This is a genomic window from Bradyrhizobium sp. CCBAU 25360, from assembly GCF_028128695.1.
GTDB classification, from domain to species: domain Bacteria; phylum Pseudomonadota; class Alphaproteobacteria; order Rhizobiales; family Xanthobacteraceae; genus Bradyrhizobium; species Bradyrhizobium ottawaense.
Genome location: NZ_LBJA01000043.1, coordinates 274,371 through 290,080, shown reverse-complemented (window position 1 = coordinate 290,080; position 15,710 = coordinate 274,371). Strand labels below are relative to the sequence as shown.

Annotated in this window: 19 protein-coding genes and 1 tRNA gene; 7 read left to right on the top strand and 13 right to left on the bottom strand. The window is 65.8% G+C overall.

The window, feature by feature from the left end:
* Positions 1 to 43: 43 nt before the first annotated feature.
* From XH81_RS28405 to ygfZ, 3 genes are read right to left on the bottom strand one after another with little or no spacing between them, the layout of a single operon-like run.
* Complete coding sequence (locus XH81_RS28405; protein WP_038951208.1) at positions 44 to 658, bottom strand: YfbR-like 5'-deoxynucleotidase; 615 nt, start codon at positions 656 to 658, stop codon at positions 44 to 46.
* Positions 655 to 1,281, bottom strand: coding sequence for a DNA-3-methyladenine glycosylase I (locus tag XH81_RS28400; protein ID WP_028141636.1), 627 nt, complete (start codon positions 1,279 to 1,281; stop codon positions 655 to 657). The genes XH81_RS28405 and XH81_RS28400 overlap by 4 nt, the downstream gene beginning before the upstream one ends.
* Positions 1,278 to 2,153, bottom strand: coding sequence for a CAF17-like 4Fe-4S cluster assembly/insertion protein YgfZ (ygfZ, locus tag XH81_RS28395; RefSeq protein ID WP_028141635.1), 876 nt, complete (start codon positions 2,151 to 2,153; stop codon positions 1,278 to 1,280). Before ygfZ ends, XH81_RS28400 begins: the two co-directional genes overlap by 4 nt.
* A gap of 101 nt (positions 2,154 to 2,254) precedes the next feature.
* Between ygfZ and XH81_RS28390 the strand changes: the two genes are divergently transcribed.
* The 5 genes from XH81_RS28390 to XH81_RS28370 all read left to right on the top strand — a co-directional run bounded on the left by XH81_RS28390 (position 2,255) and on the right by XH81_RS28370 (position 6,347).
* Positions 2,255 to 3,589 carry a dihydroorotase gene (locus XH81_RS28390; RefSeq protein WP_038951207.1) on the top strand — a complete coding sequence of 445 codons (1,335 nt, stop codon included), beginning with the start codon at positions 2,255 to 2,257 and terminating at the stop codon, positions 3,587 to 3,589.
* A gap of 171 nt (positions 3,590 to 3,760) precedes the next feature.
* Positions 3,761 to 4,630, top strand: a complete 870-nt coding sequence (locus XH81_RS28385; RefSeq protein WP_028141633.1) for a sulfurtransferase — start codon at positions 3,761 to 3,763, stop codon at positions 4,628 to 4,630.
* 72 nt (positions 4,631 to 4,702) lie between these two features.
* Complete coding sequence (locus XH81_RS28380) at positions 4,703 to 5,395, top strand: RNA polymerase sigma factor (RefSeq protein ID WP_028141632.1); 693 nt, start codon at positions 4,703 to 4,705, stop codon at positions 5,393 to 5,395.
* A gap of 89 nt (positions 5,396 to 5,484) precedes the next feature.
* The gene (locus XH81_RS28375; protein WP_028141631.1) at positions 5,485 to 6,018 is read left to right on the top strand and encodes a DUF4142 domain-containing protein; all 534 of its coding nucleotides are present in this window, start codon (positions 5,485 to 5,487) and stop codon (positions 6,016 to 6,018) included.
* 8 nt (positions 6,019 to 6,026) lie between these two features.
* Positions 6,027 to 6,347: a cupredoxin domain-containing protein gene (locus XH81_RS28370; RefSeq protein WP_028141630.1), complete on the top strand. Its 321-nt coding sequence runs from the start codon at positions 6,027 to 6,029 to the stop codon at positions 6,345 to 6,347.
* A 194-nt stretch (positions 6,348 to 6,541) separates the two neighbouring features.
* Here the strand turns inward: XH81_RS28370 and XH81_RS28365 are convergent, their stop codons facing one another.
* The 4 genes from XH81_RS28365 to XH81_RS28350 form a co-directional block, all read right to left on the bottom strand.
* Complete coding sequence (locus tag XH81_RS28365; protein ID WP_018323382.1) at positions 6,542 to 6,808, bottom strand: hypothetical protein; 267 nt, start codon at positions 6,806 to 6,808, stop codon at positions 6,542 to 6,544.
* 255 nt (positions 6,809 to 7,063) lie between these two features.
* A complete protein-coding gene (locus tag XH81_RS28360) occupies positions 7,064 to 7,441 on the bottom strand; it encodes a TIGR02301 family protein (protein ID WP_028141629.1) in 378 nt (125 codons plus the stop codon).
* 102 nt (positions 7,442 to 7,543) lie between these two features.
* The gene (locus XH81_RS28355; RefSeq protein ID WP_028141628.1) at positions 7,544 to 7,978 is read right to left on the bottom strand and encodes an NUDIX hydrolase; all 435 of its coding nucleotides are present in this window, start codon (positions 7,976 to 7,978) and stop codon (positions 7,544 to 7,546) included.
* Between the two features lie 3 nt (positions 7,979 to 7,981).
* Positions 7,982 to 8,482: a hypothetical protein gene (locus XH81_RS28350; protein ID WP_028141627.1), complete on the bottom strand. Its 501-nt coding sequence runs from the start codon at positions 8,480 to 8,482 to the stop codon at positions 7,982 to 7,984.
* Between the two features lie 63 nt (positions 8,483 to 8,545).
* Here XH81_RS28350 and XH81_RS28345 point away from each other — a divergent pair, with 63 nt between their 5' ends.
* Complete coding sequence (locus XH81_RS28345) at positions 8,546 to 9,307, top strand: SOS response-associated peptidase (RefSeq protein ID WP_028141626.1); 762 nt, start codon at positions 8,546 to 8,548, stop codon at positions 9,305 to 9,307.
* Between the two features lie 202 nt (positions 9,308 to 9,509).
* Here the strand turns inward: XH81_RS28345 and XH81_RS28340 are convergent, their stop codons facing one another.
* The 6 genes from XH81_RS28340 to XH81_RS28315 form a co-directional block, all read right to left on the bottom strand.
* Entirely contained in the window at positions 9,510 to 10,703 is a 1,194-nt protein-coding gene (locus XH81_RS28340; RefSeq protein WP_028141625.1) for a CaiB/BaiF CoA transferase family protein, read from the bottom strand.
* A 38-nt stretch (positions 10,704 to 10,741) separates the two neighbouring features.
* A complete protein-coding gene (locus XH81_RS28335; RefSeq protein WP_028141624.1) occupies positions 10,742 to 11,671 on the bottom strand; it encodes a glycine reductase in 930 nt (309 codons plus the stop codon).
* Positions 11,672 to 11,817: 146 nt separating this feature from the next.
* On the bottom strand, positions 11,818 to 12,399 hold the full coding sequence (locus XH81_RS28330) for an NUDIX domain-containing protein (protein WP_028141623.1): 582 nt from the start codon (positions 12,397 to 12,399) through the stop codon (positions 11,818 to 11,820).
* 10 nt (positions 12,400 to 12,409) lie between these two features.
* Positions 12,410 to 12,871, bottom strand: coding sequence for a GNAT family acetyltransferase (locus tag XH81_RS28325; protein WP_028141622.1), 462 nt, complete (start codon positions 12,869 to 12,871; stop codon positions 12,410 to 12,412).
* A complete protein-coding gene (locus XH81_RS28320; RefSeq protein ID WP_028141621.1) occupies positions 12,868 to 14,295 on the bottom strand; it encodes an FAD-binding oxidoreductase in 1,428 nt (475 codons plus the stop codon). Before XH81_RS28320 ends, XH81_RS28325 begins: the two co-directional genes overlap by 4 nt.
* Positions 14,296 to 14,396: 101 nt before the next feature.
* Entirely contained in the window at positions 14,397 to 15,386 is a 990-nt protein-coding gene (locus tag XH81_RS28315; RefSeq protein ID WP_028141620.1) for an L-threonylcarbamoyladenylate synthase, read from the bottom strand.
* 68 nt (positions 15,387 to 15,454) lie between these two features.
* Here XH81_RS28315 and XH81_RS28310 point away from each other — a divergent pair.
* A tRNA-Pro gene (locus tag XH81_RS28310) sits at positions 15,455 to 15,531 on the top strand.
* The last annotated feature ends 179 nt before the right edge of the window (positions 15,532 to 15,710 follow it).

Here is a 15,710-nt window from a genome sequence, read left to right as displayed (position 1 = left end):
GGACGACACCGGAGTTACGGGCGCCACCGATTCTCGACAATGCCTACGCAAACACCGCGCCAAACCGCTCCAGAAACTGCTTCTCGGCTCGCGCCGCCGTCCACGGCGTCAGATAGTCGCGCCGGACGCTGTCGGAGAGGCCGGGATCCTTGCCGAACAGGCGCCGCGCCTCGCTCTCGCTGAAGCCGGCAAGCTCGGTCGCTTCCAGATAGGCTGCCCCGCGATCGGCGGCCTTGATCGCCAGCGTGACCTCCTCAGGCAGTACCGGCGGCAGGCCGAAGCGGATGTGGATGGCGCCGAGCAGGCGTTTCTCCACCGCCTTGTAATGGCCGTCGAGCACCGCCTTGAACGGCGAGATCATGTCGCCGATGACATATTCGGGCGCATCATGCAGCAGCGCTGCGAGCCGCATGCGCTGGTCGACCCGCGGCATCTCGTGCCGCATGACGGTCTCCACCAGCAGCGTGTGCTGCGCGACCGAGAAGATGTGCGTGCCAATGGTCTGCCCGTTCCAGCGCGCGACGCGCGCCAGCCCGTGCGCGATGTCGGCGATCTCGACGTCGAGCGGGGAGGGATCGAGCAGATCGAGCCGCCGGCCCGACAGCATGCGCTGCCAGGCGCGGGATGCCACGTCGCGTGCAGTCTTCTTGGCCGTCATTTGACCTTGAGGCGCGGCTTGCGCTGCGTCTTGCTGCAGCTGGCGTGACAGTGGCAGTCGACGAGGTGGTCGTTGACCATGCCCGTCGCCTGCATGAAGGCATAGACGATAGTCGGGCCGACGAACTTGAAGCCGCGCGAGGACAGCTCCTTCGAGATTTGCACCGACAATGGCGTCGAGGCCGGCACGCTCGCGGTGGTCTTGAAATGATTGACGAGCGGCTTTCCGCCCATGAAGTCCCACAGCAGCTGCGAGAAGCCCGGGCCTTTCTCCATGATATCGAGATAAGACTTCGCGCTCGCGATCGTGCCGTCGATCTTGGCGCGGTTGCGCACGATGCCGGCATCGTTCATCAGCGCGTGGACCTTCTTGGCATTGTAGCGCGCGATCTTTTCCGGCTGGAAATCGTCGAAGGCTTTGCGGAAATTGTCGCGCTTGCGCAGGATGGTGATCCAGGACAGGCCGGCCTGGAAACCGTCGAGGATCAGCTTTTCGTACAGCGCGCGGTCGTCATATTCCGGAACGCCCCATTCGGTGTCGTGATAGGCAACGTAGAACGGGTCATCGCCCGGCCAGGGGCAGCGGGTCTTTCCGTCGGGATGCAGGCGCGGAGCGCGGCTCATGCGGTGGGCTGCTTCGCAGGAATACGGACGACGTCAGGTTCTGCCAGCTTCAAGGCGAGGCCGCCTGCGGTGAGGGGTTGGCCGGCATCGAGCGCGTCGGCGACACGGTCGATCCGCACCAGGGCAATGCCCTTGCCGCCGGATGTCGAGCCGATGGTGCCGACCGGCTTGTCGCCGGCGAGAATGGTCGCGCCGGCTTCGGGCGAGGGGCCATCGAGCAGTACCTTCACGCTGCGGGTGCGCGCGGTGCCGCGATGCTGCATGCGCGAGACGACCTCCTGGCCGACATAGCAACCCTTGTCGAAATCGACGCCGGCAAGGCGGTCCATGTTGGTCTCGTGCGGGAATGCATCGCTGTACATGAAATCGAGCCCGCCGCGCGGCACGCCGAGCGCGATGCGGTGCGCCTCGTAGTCGGCCGCATCGACCAGCTCGGCGCCGATGAGGTCGGAGAGCTTCTGCTTGAGATCTTCGGGGATCAGGATGCGATAGCCGAGCGTTTCGTTGCGTGGATCGGCGAAGGCAAGATCGGGCTGCGCCGCAGGCTGGCCGTCCCAGGCGGCGAGCACGCCGAGATCGAGGTTTTCCACCGTGACCTTGGCGCGCAGCTTGTAGAATTTTAGCTTGGTGGCGAAGCTCTCGGCCAGCGCCTTCGGGCAGTCGATCAGGAACCCGCCGCCGTGACCCGCGGGGACTTCCGTGATCAGGAAATCCACGATGATCTTGCCCTGCGGCGTCAGCAACGCGCCGAATCGCCCCAGCCCCGGTTTCAGCCTGTCGAGGTCGGTCGTGACCAGGCCGTTGAGGAAGTTGCGCGCATCCTCGCCCGCGACCTTGACCACGCCCCGGTCGGGAAGAAACGCTGATTTCATGCGAAAATCTCTTGCGACATGTTGCTCCGGAACGTAAGCCCGCGAGGCATAAACGACAAGACCTCGAGCCCTGCGCTTGGGGATGACAAGGGCCTTCAGCCATGACCCAGCGTTTCGATGTGATCCTCAAAGGCGGCACCGTCGTCAACCAGGACGGCGGGAATGTTCGCGATATCGGCATCACCGGCGGCCGCATCGCCGAGCTGGGGCCGTTGTCGCAGGCCTCGGCCGCGGAGGTCATCGACTGCAAGGGCCTGCACATCCTGCCCGGCGTGATGGACACGCAGGTGCATTTCCGCGAGCCCGGGCTGGAGCAGAAGGAAGACCTCGAGACCGGTTCGCGCAGCGCCGTGATGGGCGGCGTCACCGCCGTGTTCGAGATGCCGAACACCTCGCCGCTCACCGTGACTGAAGCCACCTTCACCGACAAGGTAAAGCGCGCCCATCACCGCATGCATTGCGATTTCGCCTTCTTCATCGGTGGCACCCGTGAGAACGTGCAGGACCTTCCGGTGCTGGAGCGCGCGCCGGGCTGTGCCGGCGTCAAGGTGTTCATCGGCTCCTCGACCGGCGCGCTGCTGGTGGAGGACGATGAAAGCCTGCGCCGCATCTTCCAGGTGATTCGCCGCCGCGCGGCCTTCCATGCCGAGGACGAATACCGCCTCAACGACCGCAAGTCGCATCGCATCGAAGGCGACCCGCGCTCGCATCCGGTGTGGCGCGACGAGACCGCGGCGCTGATGGCGACGCAGCGCCTCGTCAAGCTCGCCCACGAGACCGGCAAGCGCATCCATGTGCTGCACATCTCGACCAAGGAAGAGATCGAGTTTTTGCGCGATCACAAGGACGTCGCTTCCTGCGAAGCGACGCCGCACCACCTCACGCTCGCAGCCCCCGAATGCTACGAGCGGCTCGGCACGCTGGCGCAGATGAACCCGCCGGTGCGCGGCGCCGATCACCGCGCCGGCATCTGGCGCGGCATCGAGCAGGGTATCATCGACGTGCTCGGCTCCGACCACGCCCCGCATACGCTGGAGGAGAAGCAGAAGACCTACCCGGCTTCGCCCTCCGGCATGACCGGCGTGCAGACGCTGGTGCCCCTGATGCTCGATCACGTCAATGCGGGCCGGCTTTCTCTGGCACGCTTCGTCGATCTCACCAGCGCCGGCCCCGCGCGCCTCTACAACATGGCCTGCAAGGGCCGCATCGCCGCGGGCTACGATGCCGATTTCACCATCGTCGACTTGAAGCGCAGCGAGACCATCACCAACAAATGGGTGGCGTCGAAAGCCGGCTGGACGCCTTATGACGGCGTCCGAGTCACCGGCTGGCCCGTCGGCACCTTCATCCGCGGCCGCCGCGTGATGTGGCAGGGCGAGCTGGTGACGGCCTCGCAGGGCGAGCCGGTGCGGTTTCTGGAGACGCTGAAGCAGTAGGAGTAGGTCAAGCCTCTCCCTCTGCTGTCATGCCCCGGCTTGACCGGGGCATCAAGTACTCCGCGGCGATAGTTGGCTGATACGGCTGCTGCCTCTGGAACACTGGATTGCCCGCCTTCGCGGGAAATGACAGTGTGCCACGACGCACTAGCTCAAATTGGGAGAGGTCCAATGTCCCAGCCAGCCGCTCTCATATCGACCGAGCAGCTCGCCGCCATGCTCGGCGATCCCAACCTGCGCCTCTACGACTGCACGACCTACAACGAGCCTGTTCCGCCCGGCAGCGACGTGCCGTACCGCGCAGTCCCCGGCGACAAGACGTTCGCGGCCGGCCACATTCCGGGCGCCGATTTCCTCGACCTGCAGGGCGAGTTCTCAGACGCTTCAGCGCAGCAGTTCTTCATGATGCCCGATGTCGCCCAGCTGGAGGCCGCCTTCGGCCGCCACGGCCTCGATGCGAGCAAGACCATCGTGCTCTACAGCATCGGCACGATGATGTGGGCGACGCGGTTCTGGTGGATGCTGCGCTCGCTCGGCGTCGATGCCCATGTGCTCGACGGCGGTCTCGACAAATGGAAGGAAGAGGGGCGGCCGATTGAGACAGGCGCGCCGAGGGGATATCCGGCCACCATCTTCAAGGCCGCGCCGCGCGCGGGCTTCTTCGTCGACAAGACGACTGTGAAGGCGCGGATCGGCGATCCCTCGACGGTCATCGTCAACGCGCTCGGGCCGCAGTTTCATCGCGGCCTCGAGCCGAGCCGCTACGGCCGGCCCGGCCGCGTTCCCGGCAGCGTCAACGTATCAGCCGCAACGCTCGTCAACGCCGACAAGACGCTGACCAGCCTGGCGGACGCCGAAGCGAAATTCACGGCCCAGGGTGTCACGCGCGACAAGAATGTAATCTGCTATTGCGGCGGCGGCATCTCGGCGACGATCGACCTGTTCCTGCTGACGCAGCTCGGCTACGACAGACTGACGCTCTACGACGCCTCGATGGGCGAATGGGCGAGGGATCCGGCGCTGCCGATCGAAACGGACTAGGTTAAAAAGTCTGGAACCTTTTCCCCCGGCCGGCATCCAATGTCCGGAACCAATGGAGATAAGGTGCCCGCCATGCCAGGGACCGCAGCCGGCCTGTCCGCCGGCCTCAGGACGTCGGAATCCGAGCTGATCGAGCGCGCGCGGCGCCGTGACGAGGCCGCGCTCCGCGAGATCATGCAGGCCAACAACCGCAGGCTCTATCGCCTCGCCCGCGGCATCCTGCGCAGCGACAGCGAGGCCGAGGACGTGGTGCAGGAAACCTACGTCCGCGCCTTCACACATCTCGACGGTTTTCTGGGTGAAGCCGCGCTGTCGACCTGGTTGTCGCGCATTGCGATCAACGACGCGCTCGGACGCTTGCGCAGTCGGAAGCCGCAGGTCGAGCTGGGATCGGTGCCGGAGGCAACGCTGGAAGCACAGATCATCCAGTTTCCCCTTTCGTCCGCCGCAACCGATCCGGAAAAATCCATGGCCCAACGCGAGATCCAGCGCGTCGTCGAACACGCGGTCGATGAATTGCCCGACGTCTACCGCATGGTCTTCATCGCGCGGGTGATGGAGGCCATGAGCATGGAGGAGACGGCCGGGCTGCTCGGCATCAAGCCGGAGACCGTCAAGACGCGGCTGCATCGTGCGCGCACCCTGCTGCGCGAGAACGTCGAGAAGAAGATCGGCCCCGTCGTGATGGACGCGTTTCCGTTCGCCGGACAGCGCTGCGAGCGCCTCACCGAGGCGGTGCTCAGGCGCCTTGGCGTCGGGGCGTAATTTTTCGGGGAACGTTTGCTCGAAACTCGCATCCAATCCCTGTGAAGCAACGCGCCGGCCAGCGTCCGGCACCACAGGAGTATCGAGCCATGTTCACCCGACGGAGCGCGGCGATCGCCGCGGCAATTCTGTTGTCTGGCCCCGCGCTGCTGCAAAGCGCCGGCGCAGCCGACAAGCCCACCGATCCCCAGATCGCCCACATCGCCTACACCGCCGGCGTGATCGACATCAACGCCGCCAAGCAGGCGCAGAAGAAGGCACAGAACAAGGACGTCAAGGCGTTTGCCGAGGACATGCTGCGCGACCACGAGGCGGTCAACAAGCAGGCGCTCGCGCTGGTCAAGAAGCTGAACGTCACGCCTGAAGACAACGACACCAGCAAGTCGCTGTCGAAGCAGGCGAGCGACAAGTTGGCCGAGCTCGACAAGCTCAGTGGCGCCGCCTTCGACAAGGCCTATGTCGCCAACGAGGTCGCCTACCACAAGGCGGTCAACGGCGCGCTGGAGACCCAGCTGATTCCGTCGGCGAACAATGCGGAGCTGAAGAGCCTGCTGCAGACCGGCCTGAAGATCTTCCAGGGCCATCAGCAACACGCCGAGCACGTTGCGGCAGAGCTGAAATAGGGGAGGCAATGATGCCGGAGCGACTGGCTTCGATCGCCATAGCACTTGTCCTTGCGGCGATGGTCGCCCCGGCGCGCGCCGCGACCATCGAGATCACGATGGAGAACCTCGAGATATCTCCGGCCGATGTGTCGGCCAAGGTCGGCGACACCATCAATTGGATCAACAAGGACGTCTTCGCCCACACCGCCACGGCGAAGAATGGCGATTTCGACGTGACATTGCCGCCGAAGAAGTCGGCGACATCGGTTCTGAAGAAGGCGGGAGTGATCGACTATTACTGCCGCTATCATCCCAACATGAAAGCGACGCTCAAGGTCGAGCCGTGAGGGGAGGGAGCAGGTTCCTGATCGCCGCGGGAACATCTCCCGGCCGCCGCGAGACTAATGCTTGTCCGCGGCAAGCGGCTTCCGTGCGATAAACGCGGCAGACTTCGCGAAGGCTTTCGCCAAATCCGTTCGCAAAGTCATTCATCCGTTGACTGGCCCCGCCCGCGTGGCGGGGTCATTTTCGTGACGAGGGATTACTGCCTTGCGAGCGTGACCGAGAACTCGCCGTTGCGGATGCGGCCGGGAAAACCCTCGACGAACTTGGCGACCGCGTCCTCGCCGTAGGTGCCGACGAGTTCGGCGAAGGCCGCAAACAGGCTCGCCTGTGCCAGGCAGTCGCCGTCGACGCCCTCATGGCGCGCTTCGGCCCAGGCCTCGTTGAGATAACTCAGTGCGGCCTGCTTCTGCTCGTGATCGGGCAGCGGCGCGCGGTCGGGGGCGTAGGAAATCGGCTGGCTCATGAAACTCGATCGGGGCTGGGGCGCGATCCACGGCGATGCGCTGTGCGAGAGGTGTAGCACGCGCATTAACGACCGCTAGGCCACATCTTTAAGAACGGTTAACGGCTGTGTACAAAGTCGATGACAGGGTTCCAGCCACGCTGTCATTCCGGGGCGCGCGTAGCGCGAACCCGGAATCCATCGGGCCGCAGACACTGCCGCGAAATGGATTCCGGGCTCTCGCTACGCGAGCCCCGGAATGACAGTGGAGAGAACCTAGTTCGCGTAGCGCGCCGTGAGATCCCGCGAGATCTTCGAGCCTTCCTCGATGTAGCGGCGGATCGCGACGGTGGCGGCGGGCGTGCAGCTCCGATAGGTCTGCTGAAAGCCGTTATAGCCGCGGTTGAAGCCGGCGATCATGCGGGTGCGGCGCTCCCCGGAGGGGGTTTCGGCATCGATCAGCGCCTGCATCTCGTTGCGCCATTTGTTGCCCTCGTTGGACCCGCAGATGCCGCGCAGATAGTGCAGGCCGCCGAGAATCTCGGCCAGCCGCTGCAAATCGGCGTCGAACGGCGCCGCCACGTCCTGGGCCCTCGTGGGCCCGGAGGCGCAGGCGAGAATCAGGGCAAAAATGGCCAGAAATCGCGTCGACATCGGCGGGGTGTATGCCCCGTCGGGGCCGGGGAAGCAAGGTGAGCCACACGGGCGGTGCACTCCCTCCCCCGCTCGCGGGAGAGGTGGAGCTCGCGGCGCCAGCTAGGCGCCAATCAGCCGCGCAGCGGACTGAATGACCTCATCCAGTCCTCCGGTCAGCTTGAGGTCTCCGAGGCCCGCCAGGGCATCCGGGGCGATCCAGCGGTAGTCGTCGAGCTCGTCGTTCAGGACCGGCTCCCGCCCCACCCAGCGGGCGGCAAACGACATGATCAGGTAATGGCCGGCACCGGGCGCGGCGGGCAGCACCTCGCGCCAGCCGGCGAGGCCGACGATCGCGATGTCGAGCCCGGTCTCCTCGTCGACTTCGCGGCTCAGGGCCTGGTGCAGCGATTCGCCGAATTCGACCCGGCCGCCCGGTAGCGAATAGAAGCCCTTGGCGGGCGAACGGGCGCGGCGGGTCAGCAGCACCTTGCCGTCGCGGAAAATGGCGGCGCTGACGGCGAGCTGGGGATGGGTGGGCTGGACGACGGCAACCACAGCTCAGTTCGCCATGATGGTGTCGACGTCGGCTTCCGCCCCGCCATTGATGATGCCGCCGCAGGCGGCGATCAGCGGCTTGACCCAGAGCGTGGCCTGCTCGGCGAGGCGGACGCGGGTCGTGTCCTTTTCGACCTCGCGCATGGCCGAGCCGACCGCCGTCAGGATCGAGGTCATGGTATCGGTGATGTGGTCGAACTGGGCGCGCACGTTGGGGTTGGCCTTCTCATAGGCCTCGATGGCCAGGTCCCGCGCCTTGAAGTTCGATGCCGTGAAATGCTCGGCATAGGACAGCGGCGACCAGGTCAAGAAATCTTCCGCGCATTCCGGCATGTCCGGAACCATTTCCAGCAGCATCACGGCTTCATTGAAATGGTTGAGATAGTCGGTGGCAAGCCCGGTCCGCGGGTTGATATTGGCCACGCGCAGCCGCTCGGCCCAGTCGGCGGCCTCGGGGCCCGTCTGTGCATGCGTCCGCGCGGGTTGGGGGGCCGTTGAGCTCATCTGCCGCAGTGTTAACGTTCGGGGTTAAAAGGACCTGAACGGACCCTATATAGACACCTTGGGATGTGTGGACGCTTCGTCATAACTTCGGCCCCCGCGGCTTTGCGGCAACTGTTTGGCTACATCGAGCAGCCGAATTTCCCGCCCCGGTACAATGTGGCCCCGACACAACCGATTCCGGTCGTTCTGGCCGAGAACGGCGCGCGGCATTTTCGCCTGATGCGCTGGGGCCTGTTGCCGGGCTGGGTCAAGGACCCCAAGGGCTTTACGCTTTTGATCAATGCGCGCTCCGAGACGGTGCTGGAGAAGCCCGCCTTCAAACGCGCGATTCGCCGGCGGCGCGGCCTGATCCCGGCCGATGGCTATTACGAATGGAAGGTGGCGGACGGCCGCAAGCAGCCCTTCTTCATCCACCGCGCCGACGGTGCGCCGCTCGGCTTTGCCGCATTGTTCGAGACCTGGGCCGGGCCGAACGGTGAGGAACTGGACACGGTCGCGATCGTCACGGCCGCGGCGGGCGAGGATCTCGCCGCCCTGCATGACCGCGTGCCCGTCACCATCAGCCCGCGCGATTTCGAGCGCTGGCTCGACATCAGGGGCGACGAGGTCGATGCGATCCTGCCGCTGATGACGGCGCCGCGCATCGGCGAATTCGCCTGGCACCCGGTCTCCACCCGCGTCAACCGCGTCGCCAATGACGACGATCAGTTGCTGCTGCCGATCAGCGCGGAGGAGATGGCGGCGGAAGCAGAGGCGGCGAAGCCAAAGAACGCGGCGCGGAAAGCGGCGGCGTCATCTGATGACGGGCAGGGGTCGTTGTTCTAGCCAAGCTGGCGCCATTCACTCCGCCGTCGTCCCGGACAAGCGCGCCCAAAGCGCGCGCAGATCCGGGAACCATAACCCCAGGGAGAAGTTGTGGCGCGGGCTGATAACCACGAGTCTTCGCCAAACCCAATCCTGTGGCTATGGGTCCCGGATCTGCGCTGACGCTTGTCCGGGACGACGGCCGAGTTTTTTTGTTGGAGCGTCACACAATCTCCCGTGCCTTAAGCGCCGCGATCTCCGCCGCATCAAACCCCAGCTCGCCCAGCACCGCATCGGTATCGGCGCCGAGCTCCGGTGCCATCCGGTCCAGCCTGCCGCCGCCATGGGCGAGCTTGAAGCCGCTGCCGGCAAAGCGCAGCTGTCCGTAGGGCGTATCCAGCTGCTGAATCGCGCCGCGCGCCTTGATTTGCGGATGGTCGATCACCTCCTCGACCTTCCAGATGCTGGCGCAAGGCGCGCCGGCGTCCTCCAGGATCGTTTCCCATTCGCGCGCCGGTTTTGCCGCCAGCGCCGCTTCGATGATGGCGCGCAGCGCGGGTTCGTTCTCGTTGCGGGAAAACCAGTCGGCAAAGCGCGGATCTGACAGCGTGTCCTCGCGGCCAAGCGCAGCCATCAGCGCGCGGTACTGCTTCTCATTGTTGACGGCGAGCAGGATGTGGCCGTCGCCGCACTTGAACAAATTCGCCGTGGTCCTGCGGCTCACCGCCTGATTGCCCGAGAGCTGTTGGCGATGGCCGGCAACCGACCAGTCCGCGATCTGTCCCGACAGAAACGCCATCGTCGCCTCCAGCATGGAGACATCGACGAACTGCCCCTTGCCGGTGCGGTCGCGCTGATATAGCGCGCTCGACACGCCGAACGCGGCGGTGGCGCCCGACAGCACGTCGCACACCGCAAAGCCCGCGCGCGTCGGCCCCGTCTCGGGATGGCCGGTGATGGCCATGATGCCTGACAGCGCCTGCATCTTGCCGTCATAGCCAGGCCGCAGGCGATCCGGGCCGGTCTGGCCGAAGCCGGACACCGCGCAATAGATCAGTTTTGGATTGATCGCGGACAGCGCTTCATAGCCGATGCTGAGCTTGTCCATCACGCCGGGGCGGAAATTCTCCATGACGACGTCGACGGTCGCTGCGAGCTTCTTCACGATCGCGATCGCCTCCGGCTTCTGCAGATCGAGCGTCAGGCTGCGCTTGTTGCCATTGACGGCCTGGAATGCGGGGGCGAGCCCGCGCTCGGCCCATTCGCGTGACAGCGGCGTGCGGCGCATGTCCTCGCCCTCGCGCCGCTCGACCTTGACGACATCGGCTCCCAGCAGCGCGAGCTGGTAGCTCGCATAGGGGCCGGCCAGCACTTGCGTGAAGTCCAAAATCTTCACGCCCTCGAACGGTCGCGTCACGTCGCTCTCCCCTTTTTGATTATCGTTATCGGAGGACGTCAGGCGGCGCGGTTGCCGCGCGCGATCTCCTTCTGCTTGTCGAATTCGGCGCGGCGGCGCGCCAGCTCTTCCGGCGAAAGCTGGGCGACGTTGTTGTAGTCGAGCTTCCAGGAGGCGTCCTCGCTCCAGCGCAGCGGCGACTGCATCGTGGTCTGCGGACCGCTCGCGCTCTCCAGCAGCTTGAGCGCCAGCTCGAGCGTCTGCGCCTGCGAGGCGACGTCGTGCGGCTTGCCGGCGGAATTGCCGAGCGGGAAGTCGGAGAACAGGAAGCGCGGAACGGCGGCGTGCTCGATGATGTCCTTGGCGCAGCCCATGATCACGGTCGGGATGCCGTTCCGCTCCAGATGCCGCGCCACCAGCGCGGTGGTCTGGTGGCAGACCGGGCAGTTCGGCACCAGCACCGCGACGTCAACCTTGTCCGCAAGGCAGCGCGCCAGGATGTCCGGTGCATCCGTGTCAAGCGTGACGCGATGGCTGCGGTTGGTCGGGGCGCCGAAGAAGCGCGGGGCGACCTCGCCGATGCGGCCGGCGGCGGACGCCTTCAAGAGCTGCGGCAACGGAAACCAGGTGCCGTTGTCGGTGGCCGAGGTGTGCTTGCGGTCGTAGCCGATATGCGAGATGCGCAGATCGTGCTCTTTCGATGTGTCGCCGTCATAGACCTGGTAGAACTTGGCGCCGCCATTATACGCCGCGCCCGGCCCCTGATCGCCCTTGCTGGGATCATACGGCGCAGCGGTCGTGATGATGGTCACGCGCGACTTTGCCAGCGGCTTCTTCAGCGGCTGAAACGGCGCCTCGGTGTAATGCGCCCAGCGATACGCGGTGGTGTAGCCGATCGCCGCGTAATAATCGCGGGTGCGCTGCATGTAGGGGACGGGGGAATCATAGTCGGGCGCAAAGCCGAATTCGTCGTCGCGCGGCGCGGACATGGGCGCGTCTCCTGGTTCTCGGTTAGCGACAGACTAGAGATAGTTTTGTGGTTGCTCAACGGGGGCAAGGGGGGCGCAGGCCTGAATTGCAGAATGAGGTGGGGCGGCGCCTCTGACCCTTCACTGGAGGGGGAGGGTAAGCAAGCTCACCTGAACACGTGCAGCGCCACATATTGCAGCAGCATGATCGCCTTGGCGTCGATGATGCGGCCGTCGGCGATCATCGCCAGGGCCTCGTCGATCGAAAGCTCCAGCACCTCGATGTCCTCGCCCTCGTGCTCCAGGCCGCCGCCGTCGCTGACCCGCATCGAAGGCTCGTACTCGGCGACGAAGAAATGCAGCTTCTCGGTGATGGCGCCGGGGCTCATGAAGGCCTCGAACACCTTGTGGACGTGGTGCAGGCGATAGCCGGTCTCCTCCTCGGCCTCGGCGCGGATGCGCTCTTCGGGCTCGGCGTTGTCGAGCACGCCGGCGGCGGCCTCGATCAGGAGATCGTTGTAGCCGCGGATGAAGGCCGGCAGGCGGAACTGGCGCACCAGGATCACGGTACGCCCAGCGCGGTTATAGGGCAGCACGGCGGCGGCGTTGTCGCGCTCATAGGTCTCGCGGTGCTGCGTCTGCCACTCGCCGCTGGCGCGCCGGTACTCGAACGTGGTGGTCTTCAGCGTGGTCCAGCCGTCCGAGAGCACGCGGACGTCCTTGATGCGGACGCGGTCGGAAATGGTCATTTGCCTGATCTCAGTTGCTTGGCGTGGCGGAGCGGCCGTCGAGCCACTTCTGGAACATCACGGATGTTGATAGCTCGAAGCCCAGCGAGCCGTAGAACGCATTGGCCTGCGCGTTCTCGCGGCGGACGAGGAGCTGCAGCTTCGAAATTCCGGCGGCGCGCAGCCAGTCCTCGGCCGCGGCCATGATGACGCGGCCACGGCCGCGCTTGCGGCCGTCGGGGTCGACCGCGACGTAATAAACCCAGCCGCGGTGGCCGTCATGGCCGACCATGACGGTCGCAACGATCGCGCCGGCGTCGCGCCCGACCAGCACGGTCGAGTTATCGCGCCGCCGTGCCAGTGCGATGTCGGCATGCGGGTCGTTCCAGGGCCGCGTCAGGCCGCAGCGCTGCCACAGCGCGACGACCTCTTCGACATCGGCATCCCCGATGGCGTCGATCGCAAGCGGAGCCGGCGAGAACGACGCGCTCACAGCACCTTCCCCGGATTCATGATGCCAAGCGGATCGAGCATCGCCTTGATGGCGCGCATCAGCTCGATCGCGGTCTTGTCCTTGACGTCGGGCAGCTCGTCGCGCTTGAGCACGCCGATGCCGTGCTCGGCCGAGATCGATCCGCCCATGCGCAGCACGATCTCGAACACGACGGCGTTCATGTCGTGCCAGCGCGCCAGAAAATCCGCGGTATCGGCCCCGATCGGCTGGCTGACATTGTAATGCAGATTGCCGTCGCCGAGATGGCCGAACGGCACCGGCCGCGCGCCCGGGATCAGCTTCACCACGGCGGCGTTGGCTTCCGCGATGAATTCAGGCACCGCGGCGATCGGCACCGAGATGTCGTGCTTGATCGAGCCGCCCTCCGGCTTCTGCGCCGACGACATCTCCTCGCGCAGCTTCCAGAAATTGTTGCGCTGGCTGAGGTTGGCCGCGATCACGGCGTCGTCGACGATGTCCTCTTCCATGGCGCGGGCGAGGATCGTCTCCAGCGGCGTGCGGGCGTCGTCGCCGGGGGAGGACAACTCCATCAGCACGTACCAGGGATGCTTCTCGCTGAGCGGATCGCGCACGTCGATGCCGTGCCGCACCGAGAAATCGACCGCCATCTCCGACAATAGTTCAAAACTCGTCAGCGCATTGGCGGCCTCGCTCTGCGCGATGGTCAGCAGCTTCAAGGCCGCCGCCGGCGATTTCAGCCCGACATAGGCGGTCTCGACCGCCCGCGGCTTCGGAAACAGCCTCAAGGTCGCCGCCGTGATGATGCCGAGCGTGCCTTCGGCGCCGATGAAGAGATTGTGCAGATTGTAGCCGGTGTTGTCCTTTTTCAGCTTCGACAGCACGCCCAGCACGCGCCCGTCGGCGAGCACGACTTCCAGCCCCAGCGCCATCTCGCGCGCCACGCCATAGGCGAGCGCAGCGGTGCCGCCGGCATTGGTGGAGAGATTGCCGCCGATGGTGCAGCTGCCTTCGGCGCCGAGCGAGAGCGGAAACAGCCGGTCGACGTCGGACGCCTTCGCTTGCGCGATCTGCAGCACCACGCCGGCTTCGACCGTCATGGTGTTGGAGGCGGTGTCGACTTCGCGGATCTTGTCGAGCCGCCGCAGCGACACCACCACCTCGCCATTATGCGGCGTCTGCCCGCCGACGAGCCCGGTGTTGCCGCCCTGCGGCACCAGCGCGATCTTGTGTTCTGAGGCGAGCCTGCAGATTGCGGAGACCTCCGCCGTCGAGCCCGGACGCAGCACCAGCGGCGAGCGGCCGTGGAACAGATTGCGCTCCTCCGTGACGTAAGGCTCGATGTCGGTTGCATCGGTGATCGCGTGCTTGTCGCCGACGATCTTGCGGAATTGGTCGATCAGTTCGGGCGCAAGTGGAGGGATCGCAGGCTTATTGATGTTCATTGTCTCGTCTCTACTTCGCTCTTGATCTTTTGCGCATGATCTTATCGGAAAAACCGCTACACACTTTTCGCCAACGCGGCCTTTCGGGTCCGGATCATGCGCTATCTCGCCACCGCAGCCCGGCGCAGCCGGTCATTGATCGCTTCGCCCAGATCGTCTTCGGGGATCGTCATCACCGCGATGGCCCGTGGCCCCTTCGCATCGAGGGCGCGAAGATAGCCGAACAGATTTGCGGCGGCTTCATCGAGATCACCGGTGGGCGACAAATTCATGACAGCGACGGCCGCATCGACGCCAGGCAGGCGCTCAGAGCCGAACGCCAGCAGCGCTTCGCCGGGCGCAACGTCCTGCGCGCGAAGCCGCACGCTGGCGCGCGGCGCGTAATGCGAGGCCAGCATGCCCGGTGCCAGCGGCTGGCTGTCGTCGCTCTCGGCCTCCACCGGCAGCCGCGCCAGGGGGGCGCCCAGCACCGCCTCGATCCGCTCGCGCGACAGCCCGCCGGGGCGCAGCAGCATCGGTGCCTCGAGGCAGCCGACAATGGTCGATTCGACGCCGACCGTTACAGGCCCGCCGTCCACGATCAGGTCGATCCGCCCCGACAAGTCGCTCTCGACATGGGCCGCCAGCGTCGGCGAGACGTGGCCGGAGATGTTGGCGGACGGCGCCACCACGGCGCCGCCGAAGGCGCGGAGGATCGCCTGCGCCACCTTGTGCGCGGGAATGCGAATCGCGACCGTGTCGAGGCCCGCGGTGGCGAGCTCGGCCACCGGGCAGCCCTCCGTCTTCGGCACCACCAGCGTCAGCGGTCCCGGCCAGAACGCTTCCGCGAGCCTCAACGCGCGCGCGTCGAACCGGCCGATCCGCCGCGCGGCGGCAATGTCCGCCACATGGGCGATCAGCGGATTGAAGGCCGGCCGCCCCTTGGCGGCGTAGAGATGGGCGATCGCGGCGGCATTGGCCGCATCCGCCCCGAGCCCGTAGACGGTCTCGGTCGGAAACGCGACCAGCCCGCCGGCGGCCAGCGTGCGGGCCGCAGCCTCGGCGCCGGCCTCGCCGGCCGGTAAAATCAGCGTTTCAAGACCCGTTTTCACAGGGACAAAATTCCTCATGCCGGCCGCTTGCAGTGCGCCGAACCCGCCGCTATAAGCCGCCTTCTTGTCGGAGTGTGGCTCAGCCCGGTAGAGCACTGCGTTCGGGACGCAGGGGTCGCAGGTTCGAATCCTGCCACTCCGACCATTCTTCCAAAAGTCGACGTTTTCCAGAGGCTTGGCGGACCGGCCGCCGGCGCCTCGGAACGCCTTTTTGCAACGATTTCGGGATCGGGTCCACGGCCGATTTGGCCGGGCAGGGCGGTCTGTTACGGCGGCATGGCTTGTTGCGGCCCATGGGCCGGACCCGACCGACCGGACGGCTCG

What these genes read in the sequence shown, in the direction of transcription:
- XH81_RS28350 (WP_028141627.1), bottom strand. Translation starts at nt 8,482, where the DNA reads ATGAGCTCAACGGCCCCCCAACCCGCGCGGACGCATGCACAGACGGGC.
- XH81_RS28320 (WP_028141621.1), bottom strand. Translation starts at nt 14,295, where the DNA reads ATGAACATCAATAAGCCTGCGATCCCTCCACTTGCGCCCGAACTGATC.
- XH81_RS28405 (WP_038951208.1), bottom strand. Translation starts at nt 658, where the DNA reads ATGACGGCCAAGAAGACTGCACGCGACGTGGCATCCCGCGCCTGGCAG.
- ygfZ (WP_028141635.1), bottom strand. Translation starts at nt 2,153, where the DNA reads ATGAAATCAGCGTTTCTTCCCGACCGGGGCGTGGTCAAGGTCGCGGGC.
- XH81_RS28365 (WP_018323382.1), bottom strand. Translation starts at nt 6,808, where the DNA reads ATGAGCCAGCCGATTTCCTACGCCCCCGACCGCGCGCCGCTGCCCGAT.
- XH81_RS28385 (WP_028141633.1), top strand. Translation starts at nt 3,761, where the DNA reads ATGTCCCAGCCAGCCGCTCTCATATCGACCGAGCAGCTCGCCGCCATG.
- XH81_RS28400 (WP_028141636.1), bottom strand. Translation starts at nt 1,281, where the DNA reads ATGAGCCGCGCTCCGCGCCTGCATCCCGACGGAAAGACCCGCTGCCCC.
- XH81_RS28345 (WP_028141626.1), top strand. Translation starts at nt 8,546, where the DNA reads ATGTGTGGACGCTTCGTCATAACTTCGGCCCCCGCGGCTTTGCGGCAA.
- XH81_RS28330 (WP_028141623.1), bottom strand. Translation starts at nt 12,399, where the DNA reads ATGACCATTTCCGACCGCGTCCGCATCAAGGACGTCCGCGTGCTCTCG.
- XH81_RS28360 (WP_028141629.1), bottom strand. Translation starts at nt 7,441, where the DNA reads ATGTCGACGCGATTTCTGGCCATTTTTGCCCTGATTCTCGCCTGCGCC.
- XH81_RS28375 (WP_028141631.1), top strand. Translation starts at nt 5,485, where the DNA reads ATGTTCACCCGACGGAGCGCGGCGATCGCCGCGGCAATTCTGTTGTCT.
- XH81_RS28390 (WP_038951207.1), top strand. Translation starts at nt 2,255, where the DNA reads ATGACCCAGCGTTTCGATGTGATCCTCAAAGGCGGCACCGTCGTCAAC.
- XH81_RS28380 (WP_028141632.1), top strand. Translation starts at nt 4,703, where the DNA reads ATGCCAGGGACCGCAGCCGGCCTGTCCGCCGGCCTCAGGACGTCGGAA.
- XH81_RS28370 (WP_028141630.1), top strand. Translation starts at nt 6,027, where the DNA reads ATGATGCCGGAGCGACTGGCTTCGATCGCCATAGCACTTGTCCTTGCG.
- XH81_RS28335 (WP_028141624.1), bottom strand. Translation starts at nt 11,671, where the DNA reads ATGTCCGCGCCGCGCGACGACGAATTCGGCTTTGCGCCCGACTATGAT.